Source organism: Sphingomonas sp. DBB INV C78 (genome assembly GCF_042693015.1).
Lineage (GTDB): Bacteria > Pseudomonadota > Alphaproteobacteria > Sphingomonadales > Sphingomonadaceae > Sphingomonas_E.
Window position 1 is genome coordinate 282,545 of the sequence record NZ_CP170544.1, and the last position, 19,028, is coordinate 301,572.

At 64.9% G+C, this 19,028-nt stretch carries 22 protein-coding genes and 2 tRNA genes; 14 read left to right on the top strand and 10 right to left on the bottom strand.

Annotated elements, in window-relative coordinates; genetic code table 11:
- The first annotated feature begins 154 nt into the window (after positions 1-154).
- From cysD to ACFB49_RS01465, 5 genes are all read left to right on the top strand, one after another.
- Positions 155-1,081, top strand: a complete 927-nt coding sequence (gene cysD / locus ACFB49_RS01445; RefSeq protein ID WP_380875025.1) for a sulfate adenylyltransferase subunit CysD — start codon at positions 155-157, stop codon at positions 1,079-1,081.
- Entirely contained in the window at positions 1,081-2,997 is a 1,917-nt protein-coding gene (gene cysN / locus ACFB49_RS01450; RefSeq protein ID WP_380875026.1) for a sulfate adenylyltransferase subunit CysN, read from the top strand. The genes cysD and cysN overlap by 1 nt, the downstream gene beginning before the upstream one ends.
- Positions 2,994-3,731: a 3'(2'),5'-bisphosphate nucleotidase CysQ gene (locus tag ACFB49_RS01455; RefSeq protein ID WP_380875028.1), complete on the top strand. Its 738-nt coding sequence runs from the start codon at positions 2,994-2,996 to the stop codon at positions 3,729-3,731. The genes cysN and ACFB49_RS01455 overlap by 4 nt, the downstream gene beginning before the upstream one ends.
- Before the next feature lie 126 nt (positions 3,732-3,857).
- Positions 3,858-4,727, top strand: coding sequence for a TIGR03619 family F420-dependent LLM class oxidoreductase (locus tag ACFB49_RS01460; protein ID WP_380875029.1), 870 nt, complete (start codon positions 3,858-3,860; stop codon positions 4,725-4,727).
- 101 nt (positions 4,728-4,828) lie between these two features.
- Entirely contained in the window at positions 4,829-5,755 is a 927-nt protein-coding gene (locus tag ACFB49_RS01465) for an SPOR domain-containing protein (protein WP_380875030.1), read from the top strand.
- 42 nt (positions 5,756-5,797) lie between these two features.
- Here the strand turns inward: ACFB49_RS01465 and ACFB49_RS01470 are convergent, their stop codons facing one another.
- The 6 genes from ACFB49_RS01470 to ACFB49_RS01495 all read right to left on the bottom strand — a co-directional run bounded on the left by ACFB49_RS01470 (position 5,798) and on the right by ACFB49_RS01495 (position 9,665).
- Positions 5,798-6,652, bottom strand: coding sequence for a sugar phosphate isomerase/epimerase family protein (locus ACFB49_RS01470; protein WP_380875032.1), 855 nt, complete (start codon positions 6,650-6,652; stop codon positions 5,798-5,800).
- A gap of 54 nt (positions 6,653-6,706) precedes the next feature.
- On the bottom strand, positions 6,707-7,120 hold the full coding sequence (locus tag ACFB49_RS01475) for a GFA family protein (protein ID WP_380875034.1): 414 nt from the start codon (positions 7,118-7,120) through the stop codon (positions 6,707-6,709).
- Positions 7,117-7,782, bottom strand: a complete 666-nt coding sequence (purQ, locus tag ACFB49_RS01480) for a phosphoribosylformylglycinamidine synthase subunit PurQ (RefSeq protein WP_380875035.1) — start codon at positions 7,780-7,782, stop codon at positions 7,117-7,119. The genes ACFB49_RS01475 and purQ overlap by 4 nt, the downstream gene beginning before the upstream one ends.
- A complete protein-coding gene (gene purS, locus ACFB49_RS01485) occupies positions 7,779-8,015 on the bottom strand; it encodes a phosphoribosylformylglycinamidine synthase subunit PurS (RefSeq protein ID WP_380875037.1) in 237 nt (78 codons plus the stop codon). Before purS ends, purQ begins: the two co-directional genes overlap by 4 nt.
- Before the next feature lie 101 nt (positions 8,016-8,116).
- Positions 8,117-8,896: a phosphoribosylaminoimidazolesuccinocarboxamide synthase gene (gene purC / locus ACFB49_RS01490; RefSeq protein WP_380875039.1), complete on the bottom strand. Its 780-nt coding sequence runs from the start codon at positions 8,894-8,896 to the stop codon at positions 8,117-8,119.
- Between the two features lie 154 nt (positions 8,897-9,050).
- Positions 9,051-9,665 carry a cell wall hydrolase gene (locus tag ACFB49_RS01495; RefSeq protein ID WP_380875041.1) on the bottom strand — a complete coding sequence of 205 codons (615 nt, stop codon included), beginning with the start codon at positions 9,663-9,665 and terminating at the stop codon, positions 9,051-9,053.
- 339 nt (positions 9,666-10,004) lie between these two features.
- Between ACFB49_RS01495 and ACFB49_RS01500 the strand changes: the two genes are divergently transcribed.
- From ACFB49_RS01500 to ACFB49_RS01510, 3 genes are all read left to right on the top strand, one after another.
- On the top strand, positions 10,005-11,252 hold the full coding sequence (locus ACFB49_RS01500) for an AI-2E family transporter (protein WP_380875043.1): 1,248 nt from the start codon (positions 10,005-10,007) through the stop codon (positions 11,250-11,252).
- A gap of 64 nt (positions 11,253-11,316) precedes the next feature.
- Positions 11,317-11,393, top strand: a tRNA-Asp gene (locus tag ACFB49_RS01505).
- A gap of 97 nt (positions 11,394-11,490) precedes the next feature.
- A tRNA-Asp gene (locus tag ACFB49_RS01510) sits at positions 11,491-11,567 on the top strand.
- A gap of 302 nt (positions 11,568-11,869) precedes the next feature.
- Here the strand turns inward: ACFB49_RS01510 and ACFB49_RS01515 are convergent.
- From ACFB49_RS01515 to ACFB49_RS01530, 4 genes are all read right to left on the bottom strand, one after another.
- Positions 11,870-12,082, bottom strand: coding sequence for a DUF2842 domain-containing protein (locus ACFB49_RS01515; RefSeq protein WP_380875045.1), 213 nt, complete (start codon positions 12,080-12,082; stop codon positions 11,870-11,872).
- Positions 12,079-12,645, bottom strand: a complete 567-nt coding sequence (locus tag ACFB49_RS01520; protein ID WP_380875046.1) for a 5-formyltetrahydrofolate cyclo-ligase — start codon at positions 12,643-12,645, stop codon at positions 12,079-12,081. Before ACFB49_RS01520 ends, ACFB49_RS01515 begins: the two co-directional genes overlap by 4 nt.
- A 197-nt stretch (positions 12,646-12,842) precedes the next feature.
- Positions 12,843-13,175 carry a cell division protein ZapA gene (locus tag ACFB49_RS01525; protein WP_380875048.1) on the bottom strand — a complete coding sequence of 111 codons (333 nt, stop codon included), beginning with the start codon at positions 13,173-13,175 and terminating at the stop codon, positions 12,843-12,845.
- The gene (locus tag ACFB49_RS01530; RefSeq protein WP_380875050.1) at positions 13,175-13,402 is read right to left on the bottom strand and encodes a hypothetical protein; all 228 of its coding nucleotides are present in this window, start codon (positions 13,400-13,402) and stop codon (positions 13,175-13,177) included. Before ACFB49_RS01530 ends, ACFB49_RS01525 begins: the two co-directional genes overlap by 1 nt.
- A 170-nt stretch (positions 13,403-13,572) precedes the next feature.
- Between ACFB49_RS01530 and tkt the strand changes: the two genes are divergently transcribed.
- The 6 genes from tkt (at position 13,573) to ACFB49_RS01560 (ending at position 18,961) form a co-directional block, all read left to right on the top strand.
- On the top strand, positions 13,573-15,543 hold the full coding sequence (gene tkt / locus ACFB49_RS01535) for a transketolase (RefSeq protein WP_380875052.1): 1,971 nt from the start codon (positions 13,573-13,575) through the stop codon (positions 15,541-15,543).
- Positions 15,544-15,555: 12 nt separating this feature from the next.
- On the top strand, positions 15,556-16,563 hold the full coding sequence (gene gap, locus ACFB49_RS01540) for a type I glyceraldehyde-3-phosphate dehydrogenase (protein WP_380875054.1): 1,008 nt from the start codon (positions 15,556-15,558) through the stop codon (positions 16,561-16,563).
- A gap of 11 nt (positions 16,564-16,574) precedes the next feature.
- Positions 16,575-17,039: an MOSC domain-containing protein gene (locus tag ACFB49_RS01545; RefSeq protein WP_380875055.1), complete on the top strand. Its 465-nt coding sequence runs from the start codon at positions 16,575-16,577 to the stop codon at positions 17,037-17,039.
- A complete protein-coding gene (locus ACFB49_RS01550) occupies positions 17,036-18,214 on the top strand; it encodes a phosphoglycerate kinase (RefSeq protein ID WP_380875057.1) in 1,179 nt (392 codons plus the stop codon). Before ACFB49_RS01545 ends, ACFB49_RS01550 begins: the two co-directional genes overlap by 4 nt.
- A 322-nt stretch (positions 18,215-18,536) precedes the next feature.
- A complete protein-coding gene (locus tag ACFB49_RS01555; RefSeq protein ID WP_380875059.1) occupies positions 18,537-18,833 on the top strand; it encodes a VOC family protein in 297 nt (98 codons plus the stop codon).
- The gene (locus tag ACFB49_RS01560; RefSeq protein ID WP_380875061.1) at positions 18,830-18,961 is read left to right on the top strand and encodes a hypothetical protein; all 132 of its coding nucleotides are present in this window, start codon (positions 18,830-18,832) and stop codon (positions 18,959-18,961) included. The genes ACFB49_RS01555 and ACFB49_RS01560 overlap by 4 nt, the downstream gene beginning before the upstream one ends.
- The last annotated feature ends 67 nt before the right edge of the window (positions 18,962-19,028 follow it).

Below are 19,028 nucleotides of genomic sequence, written 5' to 3' on the forward strand. Positions count from 1 at the left end.
TGCGGACTCCGCACATTTATGGCGCGCCAGCGAAAGCCGCGGCGTTCAGGATGAAGTCGTCTCGCTTGATGACGTGCCCCGCCTCCCGCAGATTTAATGGGCTAGGGATCGACGGGCCAACGTCCGTCGCAAATATAGAAAAGAGCGAGAGAGAGTGACCGACAATCCCAACGCCTCCGCGGGCGTGAACCTGACGCATCTTCAGCGTCTGGAAGCGGAATCGATCCATATCCTGCGCGAAGTCGTGTCCGAGGTTGAAAAGCCCGTGATGCTCTATTCGGTCGGCAAGGATTCGGCCGTCATGCTGCATCTTGCGCGCAAGGCCTTCTATCCTTCGCCGCCGCCGTTTCCGCTGCTTCACGTCGATACGACGTGGAAGTTCAAGGCGATGTATGATCTGCGCGATCGGATGGCCAAGGAGAGCGGCATGGAACTGCTCGTCTATCAAAACCCCGAAGCGCAGGAGCGGGGGATCAACCCGTTCGACCATGGCTCGCTCCACACCGATATGTGGAAGACCGAGGGGCTGAAGCAGGCGCTCGACAAGTTCGGTTTCGACGCGGCCTTTGGCGGCGCGCGCCGCGACGAGGAAAAGAGCCGCGCCAAGGAGCGCATCTTCTCCTTCCGTTCGGCCAACCATCGCTGGGACCCGAAGAACCAGCGGCCGGAGCTCTGGCGCCTCTACAACGCCAAGAAGGCCAAGGGCGAAAGCATCCGCATCTTCCCGATCTCCAATTGGACCGAGCTGGACATCTGGCAGTATATCCATCTGGAAAATATCCCGATCGTCCCGCTCTATTTCTCGGCGCCGCGCCCGACGGTGCAGCGCGACGGGCTGACGCTGATGGTCGATGACGATCGTTTCCCGCTGAAGCCTGGCGAAGTCCCCGAAATGAAGTCGATCCGCTTCCGCACGCTCGGCTGCTACCCGCTGACGGGCGCGGTGGAGAGCGAGGCGAAGACGCTGCCGGAAGTCATCCAGGAGATGCTGCTGACCACCACGTCAGAGCGCCAGGGCCGCGCGATCGACCATGATCAGGCCGCCAGCATGGAGAAAAAGAAGCAGGAGGGGTATTTCTGATGTCGGACATCGTCACTCAGGAGAGCTCCTACAAGGCGCAGGATCTCATCGCCGAGGATATCGACGCCTATCTCGTCCAGCACCAGCACAAGAGCCTGCTGCGCTTCATCACCTGCGGATCGGTGGACGACGGCAAGTCGACGTTGATCGGCCGCTTGCTCTATGATTCGAAGATGATCTTCGAGGATCAGCTTGCAGCGCTGGAGGCGGACAGCAAGCGTGTCGGCACGCAGGGGCAGGAGATCGATTTCGCGCTGCTGGTCGACGGCCTCGCCGCCGAGCGCGAGCAGGGCATCACCATCGACGTCGCCTATCGCTTCTTCTCGACCGACAAGCGCAAGTTCATCGTCGCCGATACGCCGGGGCATGAGCAGTATACGCGCAACATGGTGACGGGCGCTTCGACCGCGGACCTCGCCGTCATCCTGATCGACGCGCGCAAGGGCGTGCTGACGCAGACGCGCCGGCACAGCTACCTCGCGCACCTGATCGGCATCCGCAACATCGTGCTGGCCGTCAACAAGATGGACCTGATCGATTACGACCAGGCGCAGTATGAGGCGATCGTCGAGGATTATCGCGTGTTCGCGACATCGATCGGGATCGGGGATTTCCTCGCCATGCCGATTTCCGGCTTCAAGGGCGACAATATCACCGGCCCGTCGCCGAACACGCCCTGGTACAAGGGCCCGGCGCTGATCGAGCATCTCGAGACGGTCGAGCTGGACGTTACCGCGGATCAGGCCAAGCCGTTCCGCATGCCGGTGCAGTGGGTCAACCGCCCCAACCTCGATTTCCGGGGTTTCTCCGGCCTGATCGCGACCGGCACGGTGAAGCCGGGCGATCCGGTGCGCGTGCTGCCTTCGGGCAAGACCTCCACGGTCAGCCGCATCGTCACGCTCGACGGCGATCTCGATCGGGCGGTGGCGGGCCAGTCGGTCACGATCTGCCTTGCCGACGAGGTGGATTGCTCGCGCGGCGACGTGCTCTCGATCGCGGATACGCCGCCGCAGGCCGCCGACCAGTTCGAGGCGACGATCGTGTGGATGGCGGACGAGGAAATGCTGCCCGGCCGGCCTTACTGGCTGAAGCTCGGCACGCAGACCGTGACCGCGAACATCCAGGCGCCGAAATATCAGGTCAACGTCAACACGATGGAGCATCTGGCGGCCAAGACGCTGGATCTGAACGCCATTGGCGTCGCCAACCTGTCGACCGATCGCCCGATCGTGTTCGAATCCTATGATCAGGACCGCGATCTCGGCGGCTTCATCCTGATCGACAAGCTGACCAACGCGACTGTGGCCGCGGGCATGCTGCACTTCTCGCTGCGGCGGGCGCAGAACGTCCATTGGCAGGCGCTGGACATCAGCCGCGATGCACACGCCAACCTCAAGAACCAGAAGCCGGCCGTGCTTTGGTTCACGGGGCTGTCGGGCGCGGGCAAGTCGACCATCGCCAACCTCGTCGAAAAGAAGCTGCACCGGATGAACCGGCACACCTTCCTGCTCGACGGTGACAATGTCCGTCACGGCCTCAACAAGGATCTCGGCTTCACCGATGCCGATCGCGTGGAGAATATCCGCCGCGTCGGCGAGGTGGCGAAGCTGATGACCGACGCCGGCCTGATCGTCATCACCGCCTTCATCTCGCCCTTCCGTCAGGAACGGCAGATGGTACGCGACATGATGAAGTCGGGCGAGTTCGTGGAAGTCCACATCGACACGCCGCTGGCCGAGGCCGAGGCTCGCGACGTGAAGGGCCTCTACAAGAAGGCGCGTTCGGGTGAGCTGGCGAACTTCACGGGCATCGACAGTCCCTATGAAGCGCCGACCAACCCGGAGATCCGCATCGACACGACGAAGATGACGCCCGAACAGGCGGCCGAACTCATCGTCGAGGAGTTGCTGAAGTGACGGACGTCGAACTCGCCCGCCACATCGCGGAAACCGCCGGCCAGATCCTCGTCACGCTCCAGAAGTCGGGCCTTTTCGAAGGCAAGGCGCTGGGCAAGGCGGGGGATCGCGTGGCCAATGCCTTCATCATGGCGGCGCTGGCCGAGCAGCGCCCCGATGATGCCGTTCTGTCGGAAGAGGAGAAGGATAGTTCCGATCGCCTCAGCCGGGAACGGGTGTGGATCGTCGATCCGCTCGATGGCACGCGCGAATATGGTGAGGAGCGCACCGACTGGGCGGTCCACATCGCGCTCGCCATCAACGGCCGGGCGGAAATCGGTGCGGTGGCGCTGCCCGGCATTCCGCTGACGCTCTGCACCGAGCGCAAGCTTGATCCGGCGGCGGCGGAAGGCAAGCTTCGCATGCTCGTCAGCCGCACCCGCCCCGCCGCGGAAGCAGTGGCGGTCGCGGAAAAGCTCGGTGCCGAACTGGTCCCGATGGGGTCGGCCGGCGCCAAGGCGATGGCGGTCGTTCGCGGCGAGGCGGAGATCTATCTCCATTCGGGCGGGCAGTATGAGTGGGATAGCTGTGCGCCGGTCGCGGTAGCGCAGGCGGCGGGCTTCCACGTCAGCCGCATCGACGGCAGCCCGCTCGTCTACAACCAGGCCGACGTCTATCTGCCCGATCTGCTGATCTGCCCGCCGCAATATGCGGAGCAGGTGCTGGGCCTGATCCGCGAAGTGACGCCCGCCTGAAATAGCGAAAGCGCAAATCCACAAACCTTCGTCATTCCCGTGCAGGCGGGAATCCATAAACTCTGACCTCAGAGATTATGGGCTCCGGCCTTCGCCGGGGTGACGACAGGTTGGGGAAGGGTGCGCATGAAATTCTGGCAGAATCTGAGCTGGATGGAGACAGACCAGCAGATCGAGTGCGCCCGCTTTGCCGAGGAAGTCGGCTTCGACGGGGTGATGCACGGCGATCATTTCTGCTTCCCCGACGTGATCCGCAGCCGTTATCCGATGTCGCCGGACGGCGTGCCGCCGATGCCGACTAATTGGGACTATCCCGATATGTGGGTGACGATGGCCGCGCAGGCAGCCGTCACCACGAAGCTGCGCTTCGCTTCCGCCATCTACACCATGGCGACGCGCCATCCGATCGTGACCGCCAAGGCGACCGGCACGCTGGCGCTGCTTTCCGGCAACCGTGCGATCATCGGCGTGGCCCCGGGCTGGATGAAGGAAGAGTTCGACGCCGCGGGCGTGCCCTTCGAGAAGCGCGGCGCGCGGCTTGACGAGGCGATTGAGGTGACGCGCAAGCTGTGGCGCGGCGGTGCGGTCGAGCATCATGGCGAGTTTTACAATTTCGATCCGGTCCGGCTGGAGCCGATGCCGGGCTATGAAGTGCCGATCTATATCGGCGGTTCGGGCGACGTGGCGTGGAAGCGCGCGGCGCGGCTGGGCGACGGCTGGGTCGGTGGCGGCGACGCACCGGAGGAGGTGCCGGAACTAATCGCGACGCTGCGGCGTCTGCGCGAGGAAGCCGGCCGGAGCCATCTGCCGTTCGAGATCATCCTGCCACTGACGCGGCCGGCCAGCGTCGACGAGCTCAAGCGGCTGCACGAACAGGGAATGGACGCGACGGTCGCTTATCCCTTCATGTTCACCATCGGCCCGCGCTCGACCATCGACGAGAAGAAGCGTGTGATGGAGGCTTTTGCCCGCGAATATATCCGTCCCTTCGCCTGAACAGGGGCGTCCGTCGCGTCCCACGCACGGGCGGACGCCCCGGCGATTCCCTCGGCGAATCATTTGAATCAGATTCCCCGGAACAGCGGGGGAGGGCGAAAATGTCGCGGACTCTGGGGACGATAGCGATTGCCGTCGGGCTGGCGGCTTTGGCCGGCTGCGCGATGAAACAGCCCGCACCGCCGCCGGTGACGGCGACACCGCGCCCGCAGCCGCCCGGCGGGGCCGCCGCCAACCTCACGATCCCGCCGGCTGATGGCAATGGCGGCTATCTGACGATCAATGACGGGCTGGGGCAGGAAGAGGCCATCTGGCACTTGCGATCGGCGCTCAACGTCGCCGCGCTCAGTTGCGGTGGCCCGGCCAATGCGACGCTGGCGCCCGATTACAATGCACTCCTCGCCAAGCGGAAGGCGGTGTTCGCCAGGGCTTACTCTGCGGAAACCAGCCGCCATCGCGCCAATGCCGCGCTCGATCAGCATATGACGCAGCTTTATAATTTCTTCGCCCAGCCGCCGGCGCAGGCGGCCTTCTGCGCGCTCGCCCGCGACATCGCGACGCAGGCACGCGCCGTGCCGGCGGCCGAGTTCGCCAGCTTTTCCGTGAGCGCGCTCGATCGGCTTGGTCAGCCCTTTGAGGATTTCTATCGCGCCTATGACGGCTATCGCGTGCAACTCGCGGCCTGGGAGCGTGGCGAGCTTCCGGCGTCGCTGGCGCCGGTCTCGCGGGCGGCACCGATGGCCTTGGCAGCGAGCGTGCCGGTGGCGTCGCGCGGCGTGGCGCCCGCCTCGCTCTGGCGCATCCAACTCGGCGCATTTTCGGGCCAGCCGGCGGCCGAAACCGCCTGGGCCAAAATCCGCGCGCGGATGCATGGCGTCGATGGCTTCACGCCGCGCTATGAGCCGGTGGCGGGCAAGAATCTCGTTCGCGTGCAGATCGGCCCGGTGGCCGATCGTGCGGACTCTATTCGGTTGTGCGCGGCAGCCGCAGCGGCTGGGTTCGATTGCTTCCCGGTCGTGCCCTCATAGAACCACCTTCGTCGCCCCAGACTTCACTGGGATGACGTGGAATTATGAGTGGTCTTGTAAGCACCCGGCCGTGGCATCGAACGCTACCTTCACCGCCCCATCCAGCGGCAAGGCGCGCTGGGCGTTGGAGATGATCTCCACCCCAATCGGCCCCTGATAGCCCATTTCACGGATCGTGCGGACGAAGCCCGCGGGATCGAGCGTGCCCTGGCCGGGCGGCAGTCGATCCTCGATCGTCGTTTCGAACATGGATCGGCCATGATCGGGGATGGCATCGTTCACCTCAATGCCGATCAGCCGATCGAGCGGAATGGCGCGTAGCTGGTCATCCGAAACATTGCCATGCCGGACGTGCCAGATGTCGAGATAGATGCCGCCACGGGGCGCGTCGCCGACGATCTCCAGCGTCCGCTCGGGGGTCGCGATGTCGGAAAAAGGCAGCATTTCTATGGCGATGCTTATCCCTGATCCGGCAGCGTCCGCGCAAACGCCCGCGAAGCTTTCGGTGAGATGCTCCACGGGCAGATTTTCGTCGAACGGCCCCATCAGCTTCATGTGATGCGCGCCCACCGTGGCGCCGAAGTCGATCAACATGCGCCGCGTCGCATCCGAAGCCGCGCGGCGTTCGTCGGTCGCGAACCAGTCGCCTAGGCATTCCACCTCGATGTCGACGAGACCGTGATCGGCCAGCATCCGTGCGATTTCGGCGGGCTTATATTGGGTTAGCAGATGGGCAAGATCGCTCTGCAGGAAGCCCATGCCGGTAAAGCCCGCGCGGGCGGCCGCCGCCATGCGGGCGGGCAGGGGGTTCGGGCTGATCCCGTTGGACCGCAACGGATGCTGATCCCCCGCGATCGTCCAGTGGCAGGCTATCAGCCCGGTCTTTTCTCTCTCCATGCCTGCGATTGTGGATGCCGGGCGGGGCCGGAGCAATCGCAATGGCTTCTGGATTCAGGCGACCGGTGGTGCCTGCTGCTCGTGCTGGGGCAGATCCGGGTCGATATGTGCCCAATCGGGAGCGGCCGATGTCCAGATCGTGGATTGCGGCGCGACAAGATTGGGATCGTCCAGCGCGCCCGCGCGGATAACGGCGAGATGCGGCCGGACCAGTGCATCGCTGAACAAAGGCGTGCCGCATTCCGGGCAGAAGCCGCGGCGCATGTGATTGCCCGAATCGGCTACCGCCTCATGCCAGCGCACTTCGCCGGTCACTGTGAGTTTGTCGGCCGGGAATATGACGTTCACCGTTGCGTTGCCGGCCGCCAGATATTGGCACAGCCGGCACCAGCAGGTGCGCACGCCGAGCGGGGTGGCATCGACCGTGAAGCGCACCGCGCCGCACAGGCAGCCGCCCGAAACGCTCATGCTATGGCTGCCACCAGGCCTTCGAACATGCGGCGGCCGTCGGTGCGGCCGTGCGCTGCCTCGATCATCCGTTCCGGATGCGGCATCATGCCCAGCACATTGCCCGCATCGTTGAGGATGCCGGCGATGTTGCGGGCCGAACCGTTGACCTGCTCGCCATAGCGGAAGGCGACGCGGCCTTCGCCTTCCAGGCGGTCCAGCGTCGCTTCGTCGGCGGTGTAGTTGCCGTCATGGTGGGCGACGGGGATGCGGATCTGCTCGCCCACTTCATAGCGGGAGGTGAAGGCGGACTGGCTGGTGCCGACCTCCAAGGTCACATCGCGGCAGACGAAGTTGAGGCCGGCGTTGCGCATCAGCGCGCCGGGCAGCAGGCCGGCTTCGGTAAGCACCTGGAAGCCGTTGCAGACGCCGAACACGGCGACGCCGCGCGCGGCGGCATCGGCCACCGCCCGCATCACCGGGCTGCGCGCGGCCATCGCGCCCGAACGCAGATAATCGCCATAGGAAAAGCCGCCGGGAACGCCGATCAGGCCGATGCCGTCGGGCAGTTCGGTTTCGCGATGCCAGACCATCGCCGGCTCCTGGCCGGTGAAATCGCGGAAGGCGACGGCAAGGTCGCGATCGCAATTCGATCCGGGGAAGACGATGACCGCGCTCTTCACGCCGCGATCCGTTCGATGCGGAAATTCTCGATGACGGTGTTGGCCAACAGCTTGCGGCACATCGCCTCGATATCCGTATCGCTGGTGCCTTCTGCCAGCGACAGTTCGATCAGCTTGCCGGCGCGCACATCCTCGACGCCGGAAAAGCCGAGGCCCTCCAGCGCGTGGTGGATGGCACGACCCTGCGGATCAAGAACGCCATTCTTGAGGGTGACGTAAACGCGCGCCTTCATGCGATTCAGCCCGATGATGGTTGGATGGCGCGCATATGCGCCGGTCGGGCTTAGCTTTCAACCTCGGCGTGGAGGAGTCCTGCGCCTCCACGCCCAAGGGCTTACTTTTTCTCGCGATTCTTGCGGTGCTTTTCGAGATCGAGCACCGTCGTGTCGCCTTCGGGCATCAGGCCCAGGCGGCGTGCGACTTCCTGATAGGCTTCGACTTCGCCGCCGAGATCGCGGCGGAAGCGATCCTTGTCGAGCTTTTCGCCCGAGACCGCATCCCACAGACGGCAGCCGTCGGGGCTGATCTCGTCCGCCAGGATGACGCGGGCATAGTCATTTTCCCAGATCCGGCCGAATTCGAGCTTGAAGTCGACCAGACGGATGCCGACGCCCGCGAACAGGCCCGACATGAAATCGTTCACGCGGATGGCGAGGTCGGCGATGTCGTGCATCTCCTCCTGGCTCGCCCAGCCGAAGCAGGCGATATGCTCGTCGGTGACCAGCGGGTCGCCGAGCGCATCGTCCTTGTAATAATATTCGATGATCGTGCGCGGTAGCTGCGTGCCTTCCTCGATGCCGAGGCGCTTGCTGATCGATCCCGCGGCGACGTTGCGGACGACCACCTCGATCGGGATGATCTCGACCTGGCGGATCAGCTGCTCGCGCATGTTGAGGCGGCGGATGAAGTGAGTCGGCACGCCGATCTGGCCGAGCAGCGTGAAGACATGCTCGGAAATCCGGTTGTTCAGCACGCCCTTGCCGTTGATCGTGCCCTTTTTCTGGGCATTGAAGGCGGTCGCGTCATCCTTGAAATACTGGATCAGCGTGCCCGGTTCGGGGCCTTCATACAGGATCTTGGCCTTGCCTTCGTAGATCTGGCGGCGGCGGGACATAAGCGCGGGCTCCCCGGGCGTTAAAAGAAGATCGCCCCGGACGCGGCGTCAAGGTGACGCGCAACCGAGGCGGATGGCCGGGCCTATACTCCAAGGCCGGGCACGTGGCAACAAAGTCGGCCGAGGATTGCTCCTTCCGGCCGACTTCAGCCGATCAGCGGTAGAAGATGTGGTCGCCCAGCACGCCCGCGCGCTGGCGGGTGCGGAAGAAGCGCGGCGGCGCCTGATAGGCGGCGTGGTAGAAGAGCGCGCCGGGAACCACGTCCGCGGTTACGCCGGCCATCGCTTCCTTGGACACGTCCACGGCCGAACGCCAAGTGGCGCTGTCCCGCTTCGGATTATAGGCGCGGGTGTTGAAGAACTGGCCCGGCTGGTGGGCGACGCCGCAGATCGTGCCGGCGAAGCGGCCCGATTCGACGCGGTTCATGACAAGCTGCGCGACGGCGAGCTGGCCGGCGCGGGGCTGATTGGCGGATTCGTGATGGACGATCTTCGCCATGCATTCGAGCTCGCTCTCATCGAAGCGCGAAGCGGTCGCGGTCGGTGCGGTGGCGGGAACGTCGAGCTTAAGGGCCGGGGCCTCGACCGCTTCGCCCGGAGCATCCGCAACGATCACGGGTGCATCGACAGGCATTTCATCGGGAAGCGCGGCGGAAATGGTGGCGGCCAGAGAAGTTTCGGAAGCGAAGCCGAAGGTGGCCGGAACGGCGACTGCAAGGGCGGCAGCGGCCGAAATGGACAGGTTGCGGCGGGAAAAACGCAGCGACATTCAGAACTCTATCGAATGCGCAAAAGCTGCCCCCACCCCAAAACTCAACACACGGGCGTGGCCAAACTTTCACGTCTTGTCGAACAGCAGGGTCTGAAAACCGAAGTCGCGATCCCCCGCAGCGACCGGATCGGGGAGTCCTTTCGAACCGGGGGTGCGACGAGTCAAACAATGCACGACGAGTCGTTACGCACGCGGGATGGAGCGAGGAAGATGCTGGGAACGATCGCAGATTTGCGTCGTCCAGCGAGCCGATTTTTACGCGTCGAATCGTGCGACGAGTCGATTTCGCATGGCCTCGAAAGGATGTAGAGCAGCAAAGATGAACAAAGCGTGGATATGAACCAGCATAGCGCCAGCCCCAGCGACGATCATGAGCCCCACGGTATCGAAGAAGCGATCGAGGAGGCGATTGATGGTGCGCTCGCCGAGAATGCGGAGATCGCCTATCGCCGCGATCGGCTGCTCGCGGCGCTGACGCTGATTGCCGGCGCCGGCCTGTTCCTCGCCATGCCTTTCGCGTTGAGGGCAGGGGCGGAGTTCTTCCTGCCGCTCACCGCAGCCCTAGTGGTTGCGGTTGCGCTGGTGCCCTCGCTCGAATGGCTGGAGCGGCGCCGGGTGCCGTCGACGCTCGCGGCCTTCATCTGCATCGCCTTCTTCATCACCGTGGCGAACATTGCGGTCGCGCTGATCGTCGTGCCGGCGAGCGACTGGTTCGCGCGGTTGCCCGAGCGCGCCGGCCAGATCCGCGCCAACCTGTCGCCGCTGATCGAGATCTATTCCAATCTCGAACGCTTCATCGACGATCTGGTCCACACCTTCGCCCGCAAGCCGACGGCGGCGGCGGCGACGGTGACGGTGCAGACACCCAATTCGCTGCTGGAGATCGTCGCATCCTCGGCGCCTTATGCGCTGATCCAGATGTTCTTCGGCATCCTCGTCGTCTTCTTCTTCCTCGCCGGATGGACGCGGATGCGGCGGCGGATCATCCAGAGCCGCTCCAACTTCTCCAGCGCGATGACGACCGCACGGGTGATTCAGGAGATGGTCGATTCGACCTCGGCCTATCTCGGCACGATCACCATCATCAACATCTCGCTGGGCGCGATGGTGGCGGTGGCTTTGTGGGCGATCGGCATGGAGACGCCGATGATGTGGGGCGGCATCGTCGCTCTGCTCAACTATATCCCCTATCTCGGCCCGATCGCAGCGGCCATCCTGCTCGCCGCGGGCGGGCTGATGACCTATCCCGACGTATGGGTGGGGCTGGCGCCCGCCGCGATCTTCGTAGCGATCCATCTGGTCGAGGCAAATGCGATCACCCCCATGCTGGTCGGCCGGCGGCTGACGATCAACCCGCTGCTGATCCTGATTGCGCTCAGCTACTGGGCGTGGGTGTGGGGCACGACGGGCGCGCTGCTGGCGGTGCCCTTGCTCATCATCCTCAAGACGATTCTCGATGCGGCGGGCAGCCCGGACATCGCCGGATTCCTGTTCGAGGAAGGGACGCTGACCAGCCATCACCATGACGAGGTGGTGGCCGCCGTGGCGGCGGAGCGGGAAGCCAGCCGAACGCCATCTCAATAATCCGCGGAAGGGCGGTTGACAGCCACCAAGGGGGGTTCTAGGGAGCGCGCCTCATCGCTTCTATGCGGGTGTAGCTCAGTTGGTTAGAGCGCCGGCCTGTCACGCCGGAGGTCGCGGGTTCGAGCCCCGTCACTCGCGCCATTCCTCCTCAGGAGGGAAGGTTTTGAAGCGGTAGAACTTCCCATAAGGGCCGCGTTTCCCGATCGCAGCGCATTCGCTGCAACGGAACGCATCTCGTGCGGGTGTAGCTCAGTTGGTTAGAGCGCCGGCCTGTCACGCCGGAGGTCGCGGGTTCGAGCCCCGTCACTCGCGCCACTTCCCGAAACGGGAAGGGCGCTTGGTCATCAGGCTGAAAAATGGCTTGCGGCACTGCGAAGCCAACGCATTCCATACTTGGCAAAGCCGTCACCCCGGACTTGTTCCGGGGTCCACCGACACGCGCACAGCAACCCCGATTATCGAGAGCCCCAGCCTGCGTCCATCCGAACCGCCCCACATGGATAGTCTCGCGGTGCCGCTCGGATGTGACTATCGGGCGTTTAGCCTGCGTAGCGGTGGACCCCGGAACAAGTCCGGGGTGACGAAGTAAGCAGAAGAGATGGGCCATCCAAGCCCGATCAATCCCGCCAGACCCCCAATTCCATCCAGCGCAGCAGCCGCTTCATCGGCAGCGCCCACAGCCATGCGAACCCGGCGACGACATACAGGATCATGTTGATCCATTCCGGCGCGGACAGCAGTTCGATGATCGATATGGTGGCGACCGCCCAGATCGCGATCAACGCGACGATCAGGAACATGCCAACAGGTTTGCGCCAACTCGGGTTCATGCGGTTTCCGCTTCGATCCATTCGCGTTCTGTTGCCAGCCCGTGCAACGGCACGTCCCACGGGTCTGCGGGCGCCTCCTCCACTTCCTGGACGGACCATGCAAGCCCGATCCGACGCACATCGGGATATCGGGCGAACAGCCGGTCATAATATCCGGCGCCCTGGCCGAGCCGCATCAGCCGTCGGTCGAAGCCGATCAAGGGTGTGAGAATCAGGTCCGGCGCGACGATCGGGGCGTCGGGGAAAGGCTCCAGCAGGCCGTGCGCGCCGGGGATGAGCGCGTCACCCGGTTGCCAGCGATGGAAGCTGATCGTCCTGTCGGCCTCGTGGACGCGGGGCAGGGCGACCGTCCAGCCGATCGCATCCGCGGCCACAAGCGCCGGCCGGGAATCGGCCTCCGATCCTGCCGGCCAATAGCCTGCGATCGCACGGGCGCCGCGCAGTTCGGCGATGACGCGGTCGGCCATCGCCTGCGCTGCCGTCTCCAATCGGCCGGATGCTGCCAGTTCCGCGACGAATGCACGCCGGCGGACGCGCAGAGTGCGGCGTAGCTCCGCCTTCATGCGCGCTCAGTTCTGAAATGTGGTGGGTTGGCGGGACCACCATGGCCGTTTGCCGGAATATCCTCTGACGCCGTGAACGTCAGGTGGGGGCCGTGTGCTTTGGACCAGGGTCCGGACAGGGACAGCTCCCATTGGATGATGAATCGCCTCAGGGATGTTCAAAGGCTCGTACCGGGCAGTGCCCGCCACCTCCCTATCTAGGGATTTGCCGGGGCTGTCTCAAGCCCGCTATCGACACGTTCCGCCAAAGCCTCCAGCCGATCGGCCAGACGTTCGAGGGCGGTGAGTGCCGCGGGATCGATCGCGGGAACGGGGCGGGGCTGCCCCTTGCGGCCGTCGTCCAGCTCGTCCGCCAGCAGAAGTGCCGCGAACAGGAACTGGCGCACTTCGTTGAGACCGCCGACCGCTTGCGCCGCCTGCGTCATCTTGCGGTCGATGATTGCGGCGAGGCGATGGAAATGCGCCTCCTCCCCGTCGCGACAGGCCATGGCGTAGCGGCGGCCGCCGATTTCGAGATCGACCTCGGCCATCAGCCCGCTTTCTGCCGGTCTATCAGGGAGGTGAGCCGATCGAGCGCGGAGGCGGTGCGTTCCCGCAGCCGCCGTTCGCGTTCGGCCAGCTTGTCGTAGCGCGCCTGAAGCTGGCTCAACGCCTCGACGCTGGAGTTGTCGGCAGGATGATTGCTGCCTCGGCTCTCCAGACGGTTCAGCGCCCGTTCGATGCGATCGATGGTCGAAATCAGACGCTCGTCGGTCATGCCTGAAGGCATAGCACGGCTCGGGCCCGCATCAATATGATGCAGTGCAGGGGCATCCGCGCGTGGCTGCGGTTGACGATCCGCCGTCCGCGCGACAAAGGACGCGCGACTCCCATACGACTCGCCGCGGCCCCCGCGGCTTTCATCCCGCTTACCGATAAGGCTTGCCCATGACCGTCGCCCCGAAGCAACTCGCCAACGCGGTCCGCGCGTTGTCCATGGATGCGGTTCAGGCGGCCAATTCGGGCCATCCCGGCATGCCGATGGGCATGGCCGATGCGGCGACCGTGCTGTTCACGCAATATCTGAAGTTCGATCCGCAGGCGCCCAAATGGGCCGATCGCGATCGCTTCGTGCTGTCGGCCGGCCACGGGTCGATGCTGATCTATTCGCTGCTGCACCTGACCGGTTATGCGCGTCCGACGATCGAGGACATCCGCAACTTCCGCCAGCTCAACAGCCCCTGCGCCGGCCACCCGGAGAATTTCGAGCTCGCCGGCGTCGAGGCGACCACCGGCCCGCTCGGTTCGGGCTTCGCCGCTGCGGTCGGCATGGCGATTGCCGAGCGGCACTTGAACGCCAGCTTCGGCGACGATCTCGTCGATCACCACACCTGGGTGATCGCCGGCGACGGCTGCCTGATGGAAGGCATCAACCATGAAGCCGTCGGTCTCGCCGGACATCTCGGCCTCGGCCGGCTGATCGTGTTGTGGGACGACAACAAGATCACCATCGACGGCGCGGTCGATCTGTCGTCGAGCGAGAATGTCCTCGGCCGCTATGACGCGTCGGGCTGGCACACGGTCGCCTGCGACGGCCATGATCCGGCCGACGTTGCCCGTGCGATCGACGAAGCGCTCACCGATCCGCGCCCGTCGCTGATCTCGGTCCGCACCATCATCGGCTATGGCGCCCCCAACAAGCAGGGCACGTCGGCCACGCACGGTTCGCCGCTGGGAAGTGACGAGGTTGCCGCGGCCCGCGCGACGCTGGGTTGGGATTCGGCTCCGTTCGAAATTCCCGCCGACATCGCCGCCGCCTGGGCGGAAGCCGGCAAGCGTGGTGCTTCGGTGCGTGCCGACTGGGAAAAGCGCGTCGCCGCGCACCCTGAAGGCGCCGAATTCACCCGTCGCATGGCAGGCAAGCTGCCGGTAAACGCCGCCGCTGCCGAACATATCTCCGCGCTGCTCGCCAATCCGGCGAAGGTCGCGACCCGCAAGGCATCCGAAGATGCGCTGCAGGCGCTGACCGCGGCGATCCCGGAAATGGTGGGCGGATCGGCCGATCTTACCGGTTCCAACAACACCAAGACCAAGGTCCAGAAGCCGCTGACGGCGAAGGATTATTCCGGCCGCTACATCTATTACGGCATCCGCGAATTCGGGATGGCCGCGGCGATGAACGGCATGGCGCTGCATGGCGGCGTCATCCCTTATGGCGGCACCTTCCTGGTCTTCTCCGATTATTGCCGCCCGGCGATCCGCCTGTCGGCGCTGCAGCAGACCCGCGTCGTCTATGTGATGACGCATGATTCGATCGGCCTTGGCGAGGATGGCCCGACCCACCAGCCGATCGAGCACATCATGTCGCTGCGCGTGATGCCGAACCTCGACGTCTATCGCCCCGCCGACGCGGTCGAGACGGCGGAGTGCTGGGCGCTGTCGCTCGAAAAGGCCGATGGCCCGTCGCTGCTGGCGCTGAGCCGCCAGAATCTGCCGCAGGTCCGCACCGACGCGAACGAGAATTATTCGGCCAAGGGCGCCTATCGCCTCCGCGCCGCCACCGCCGCCCGCAAGGTCGTGCTGGTCGCGAGCGGATCGGAAGTCGAAATCGCGCTCGGCGTCGCCGACAAGCTTGAAGCCGCTGGCGTCGGCGCCGATGTCGTGTCGATGCCCTGCTGGTCGCGCTTCGACGCGCAGACCAAGGCGTACAAGACTGATGTCCTGCCCGCGGACGTGCTCAAGGTTTCGATCGAAGCCGGCACGACGATGGGCTGGGAACGCTATGTCGGGCTCGACGGCCTGAGCTTCGGCATCGATGGATTCGGGGCATCCGCCCCGGCGCCGGACCTGTACCGGCATTTCGGGCTCACGCCCGACGCGATCGCGCCCAAGGTTCTTGCGGCGCTGAACGGCAACTGAGGAGACTAGACCATGGCGGTGAAGGTAGCGATCAACGGGTTCGGGCGCATCGGGCGCCTCGTCGCGCGGGCGATCCTGGAACGTGCTGACAGCGGGCTCGAACTGGTTGCGATCAACGACCTCGCCGACGCGAAGTCCAACGCGCTGCTGTTCAAGCGGGATTCGGTCCACGGCACGTGGGCTGGCACCGTCGAGGTCGACGGCAATGATCTGATCATTGACGGCAAGCGCATCAAGGTGACGGCCGAGCGTGACCCGGCGAACCTGCCGCACGCCGCCAACGGCGTCGACATCGCCTTCGAATGCACCGGCTTCTTCACCAATCGCGAGAGCGCGCAGAAGCATCTCGACGCCGGCGCCAAGCGCGTGCTGATCTCGGCCCCGGCCAAGGGTGTCGACCTGACCGTCGTCTATGGCGTCAACCATGACAAGCTGACCGCCGAGCATGTGATCGTCTCGAACGCGTCGTGCACCACCAACTGCCTGGCGCCCGTCGCCAAGGTGCTGAACGATACGGTCGGTATCGAGCGCGGCCTGATGACCACGGTCCACGCTTATACCAACGACCAGAAGATCCTTGACCAGATCCACGAGGATCCGCGTCGTGCGCGCGCTGCCGCGATGTCGATCATCCCGACCACCACCGGCGCCGCGCGCGCGGTGGGCGAGGTTCTGCCCGAGCTGAAGGGCAAGCTGGACGGTTCGGCGATCCGCGTCCCCACGCCGAACGTCTCGCTCGTCGACCTGACCTTCACGCCGAAGCGCGACACCACGAAGGACGAGATCAACTCGATCCTCAAGGCGGCTTCGGAAGGGGCGCTCAAGGGCGTGCTCGCTTACACCGACGAACCGCTCGTCTCGATCGACCTCAACCACAACCCCGCGTCGTCGACCGTCGACAGCCTCGAGACCGCCGTGCTCGAAGGCAAGCTGGTCCGCGTGGTTTCCTGGTACGACAATGAGTGGGGCTTCTCGAACCGCATGGTCGATACCGGCGCGGCAATCGGCAAGCTGCTCTAAGGACGGAACGAATGACCGGCCGTCTCCTCGGTATCGCCCGGCACGCAAGGCCGCGCGGGCCGATGGAGACGGCCGATCGCGTTTCCGTCACCCTCGATGGCGGCATCGAGGGCGATCATCGCGGCAAGCGCAAACCCGGCGGCACCGGCCGGCGGCAGGTGACGGTGATCACGCGGGCTGACTGGGATGCGGCGATGGCCGATCTCGCCGGCCCACAACTCGACTGGTGGGTCCGTCGCGCGAATCTGCTGATCGATGGCGTTGACCTGCCGCAGCAGACCGGCGCCCGCCTGCACTTTGCCGGCGGCGTCATCCTGGAAATCACCGGCGAATGTGATCCGTGCAGCCGCATGGATGAAATCGCACCCGGCCTGAAGACCGCGCTCGCGCCCGACTGGCGCGGCGGCGTCACGGCGCGGGTGCTGGCCGATGGCGATCTCGCCATTGGCGATGAAGTGAGGATCGAACACCCATGACCTTCAAGACGCTCGACGATCTCGGCGACATCCGTGGCAAGCGCGTGCTTGTTCGCGAGGATCTGAACGTGCCGATGGATGGTGCGAAGGTCACCGACGATACCCGCTTGCGTGCCGCCGCGCCGACCATCTCCGAATTGGCCGATAAGGGCGCGATCGTCCTCGTCCTCGCCCATTTCGGCCGCCCCAAGACGCCTACGCCGGAATTGTCACTGGCGCAGATCACCCGTCCGCTTAGCCAGGTGCTCGGCCGCGAGGTCCGCTATGTCGATTGGGAAGGCGACAAGGAAGCCGTCGCGACGCTCCAGCCCGGCGACATCGCCGTCCTGGAAAACACCCGCTTCTTCGGTGGCGAGGAGAAGAATGATCCCGCCGTCGTCCAGCGCTTCGCCGCGCTCGGCGACATCTATGTCAACGACGCCTTCTCCGCCGCGCACCGCGCCCACGCCTCGACCGAGGGGCTGGCGCATGTCCTGCCGGCTTATGCGGGCCGTTCGATGCAGGCCGAGCTTGAGGCGCTGGAAAAGGCGCTGGGTAAGCCCGAACATCCGGTCGCCGCGGTCGTCGGCGGCGCCAAGGTCTCGACAAAGCTCGACGTGCTCAAGCATCTCGTCGCCAAGGTCGATCACCTGATTATCGGCGGCGGCATGGCCAACACCTTCCTCGCCGCCCGCGGCGTCGACGTCGGCAAGTCGCTGTGCGAACATGACCTGAAGGACACCGTGCTCGAAATCCTCGACGCGGCCGACAAGGCGAACTGCATTGTCCACCTTCCCTATGACGTGGTCGTGGCCAAGGAATTCCGCGCCAACCCGCCGGTCCGCACCGTCAATGTGCATGAAGTCGCCGCCGATGAGATGATCCTCGACGTCGGCCCCGCCGCGGTCGAGGCGCTGGGCGATGCGCTCAAGACCTGCAAGACGCTCGTCTGGAACGGCCCGATGGGTGCCTTCGAAATCGCGCCCTTCGACACCGCGACCGTCGCGCTGGCGAAGACCGCCGCCGCGCTCACCACCGCCGGCCAGCTCGTCTCGGTCGCGGGTGGCGGCGATACGGTCGCCGCGCTCAACCATGCCGGTGTCGCGGACGAATTCAGCTTCGTCTCCACCGCCGGCGGCGCCTTCCTCGAATGGATGGAAGGCAAGGAACTGCCGGGCGTGAAAGCGCTCGGCTGATCCACCTCCAATAATCATCGTCACCCCGGCGCAGGCCGGGGTCCATGGCTATCGCGGCAAACGGTAGTGCAGACGGAGAGAGCCATGGATGCCAGCCTCCGCTGGCATGACGGGGATTTGTCTAACGACGATGGGGCACGCCCCTCCGCGCTCATGGCTGTCCTACAGGCGTTATCCGGTGTTAAAGTTGCACCGAAAACGCCGATTTCTGTCGGCGTTTTCGTCCTTCGCGGGGAAGTGGAAGAATGCGCTGGCAACCCTCAACTTCCTCAACTTCGGTGTCGCGCTCCCGGCGCGTCCATGTCGCGTTTAAGGCGCGTCGATGATCTCCATCCAGGCCATCGATCATGTCGTGCTGCGCATCGTCGATCTCGACGGCATGATCCGCTTCTATACCGAGGTCCTCGGCGCCCGGCTGGAGAAGGTGCAGGCAGAGATCGGCCTGTGGCAGCTCCGCGTCGGGACCGCGCTGATCGACCTCGTCCCCGTCACCGGCAAGCTCGGCGCAATGGCGCCGCGCCGACGCGGCAAGGGCGCAACGTCGACCATATCTGCTTCCGGGTGGCGCCGTGGGATGGCGAAGCGATTCTCGCGCACCTTGCGACCCACGGAATCATGAGCGAGATCGCGTCGCGTTATGGCGCCGAAGGGGAGGGGCCTTCGATCTATCTGTCTGACCCGGAGGGCAATATGCTGGAACTCAAGGGGCCACCCTGGCCGGTTGACCGCAAACGGGACAGCAATTGACCGCTTGGGCTTTGTCATATCGGACAATTCGGATAGGGACGCGGCGAATATTCACGCATCAGGGAGC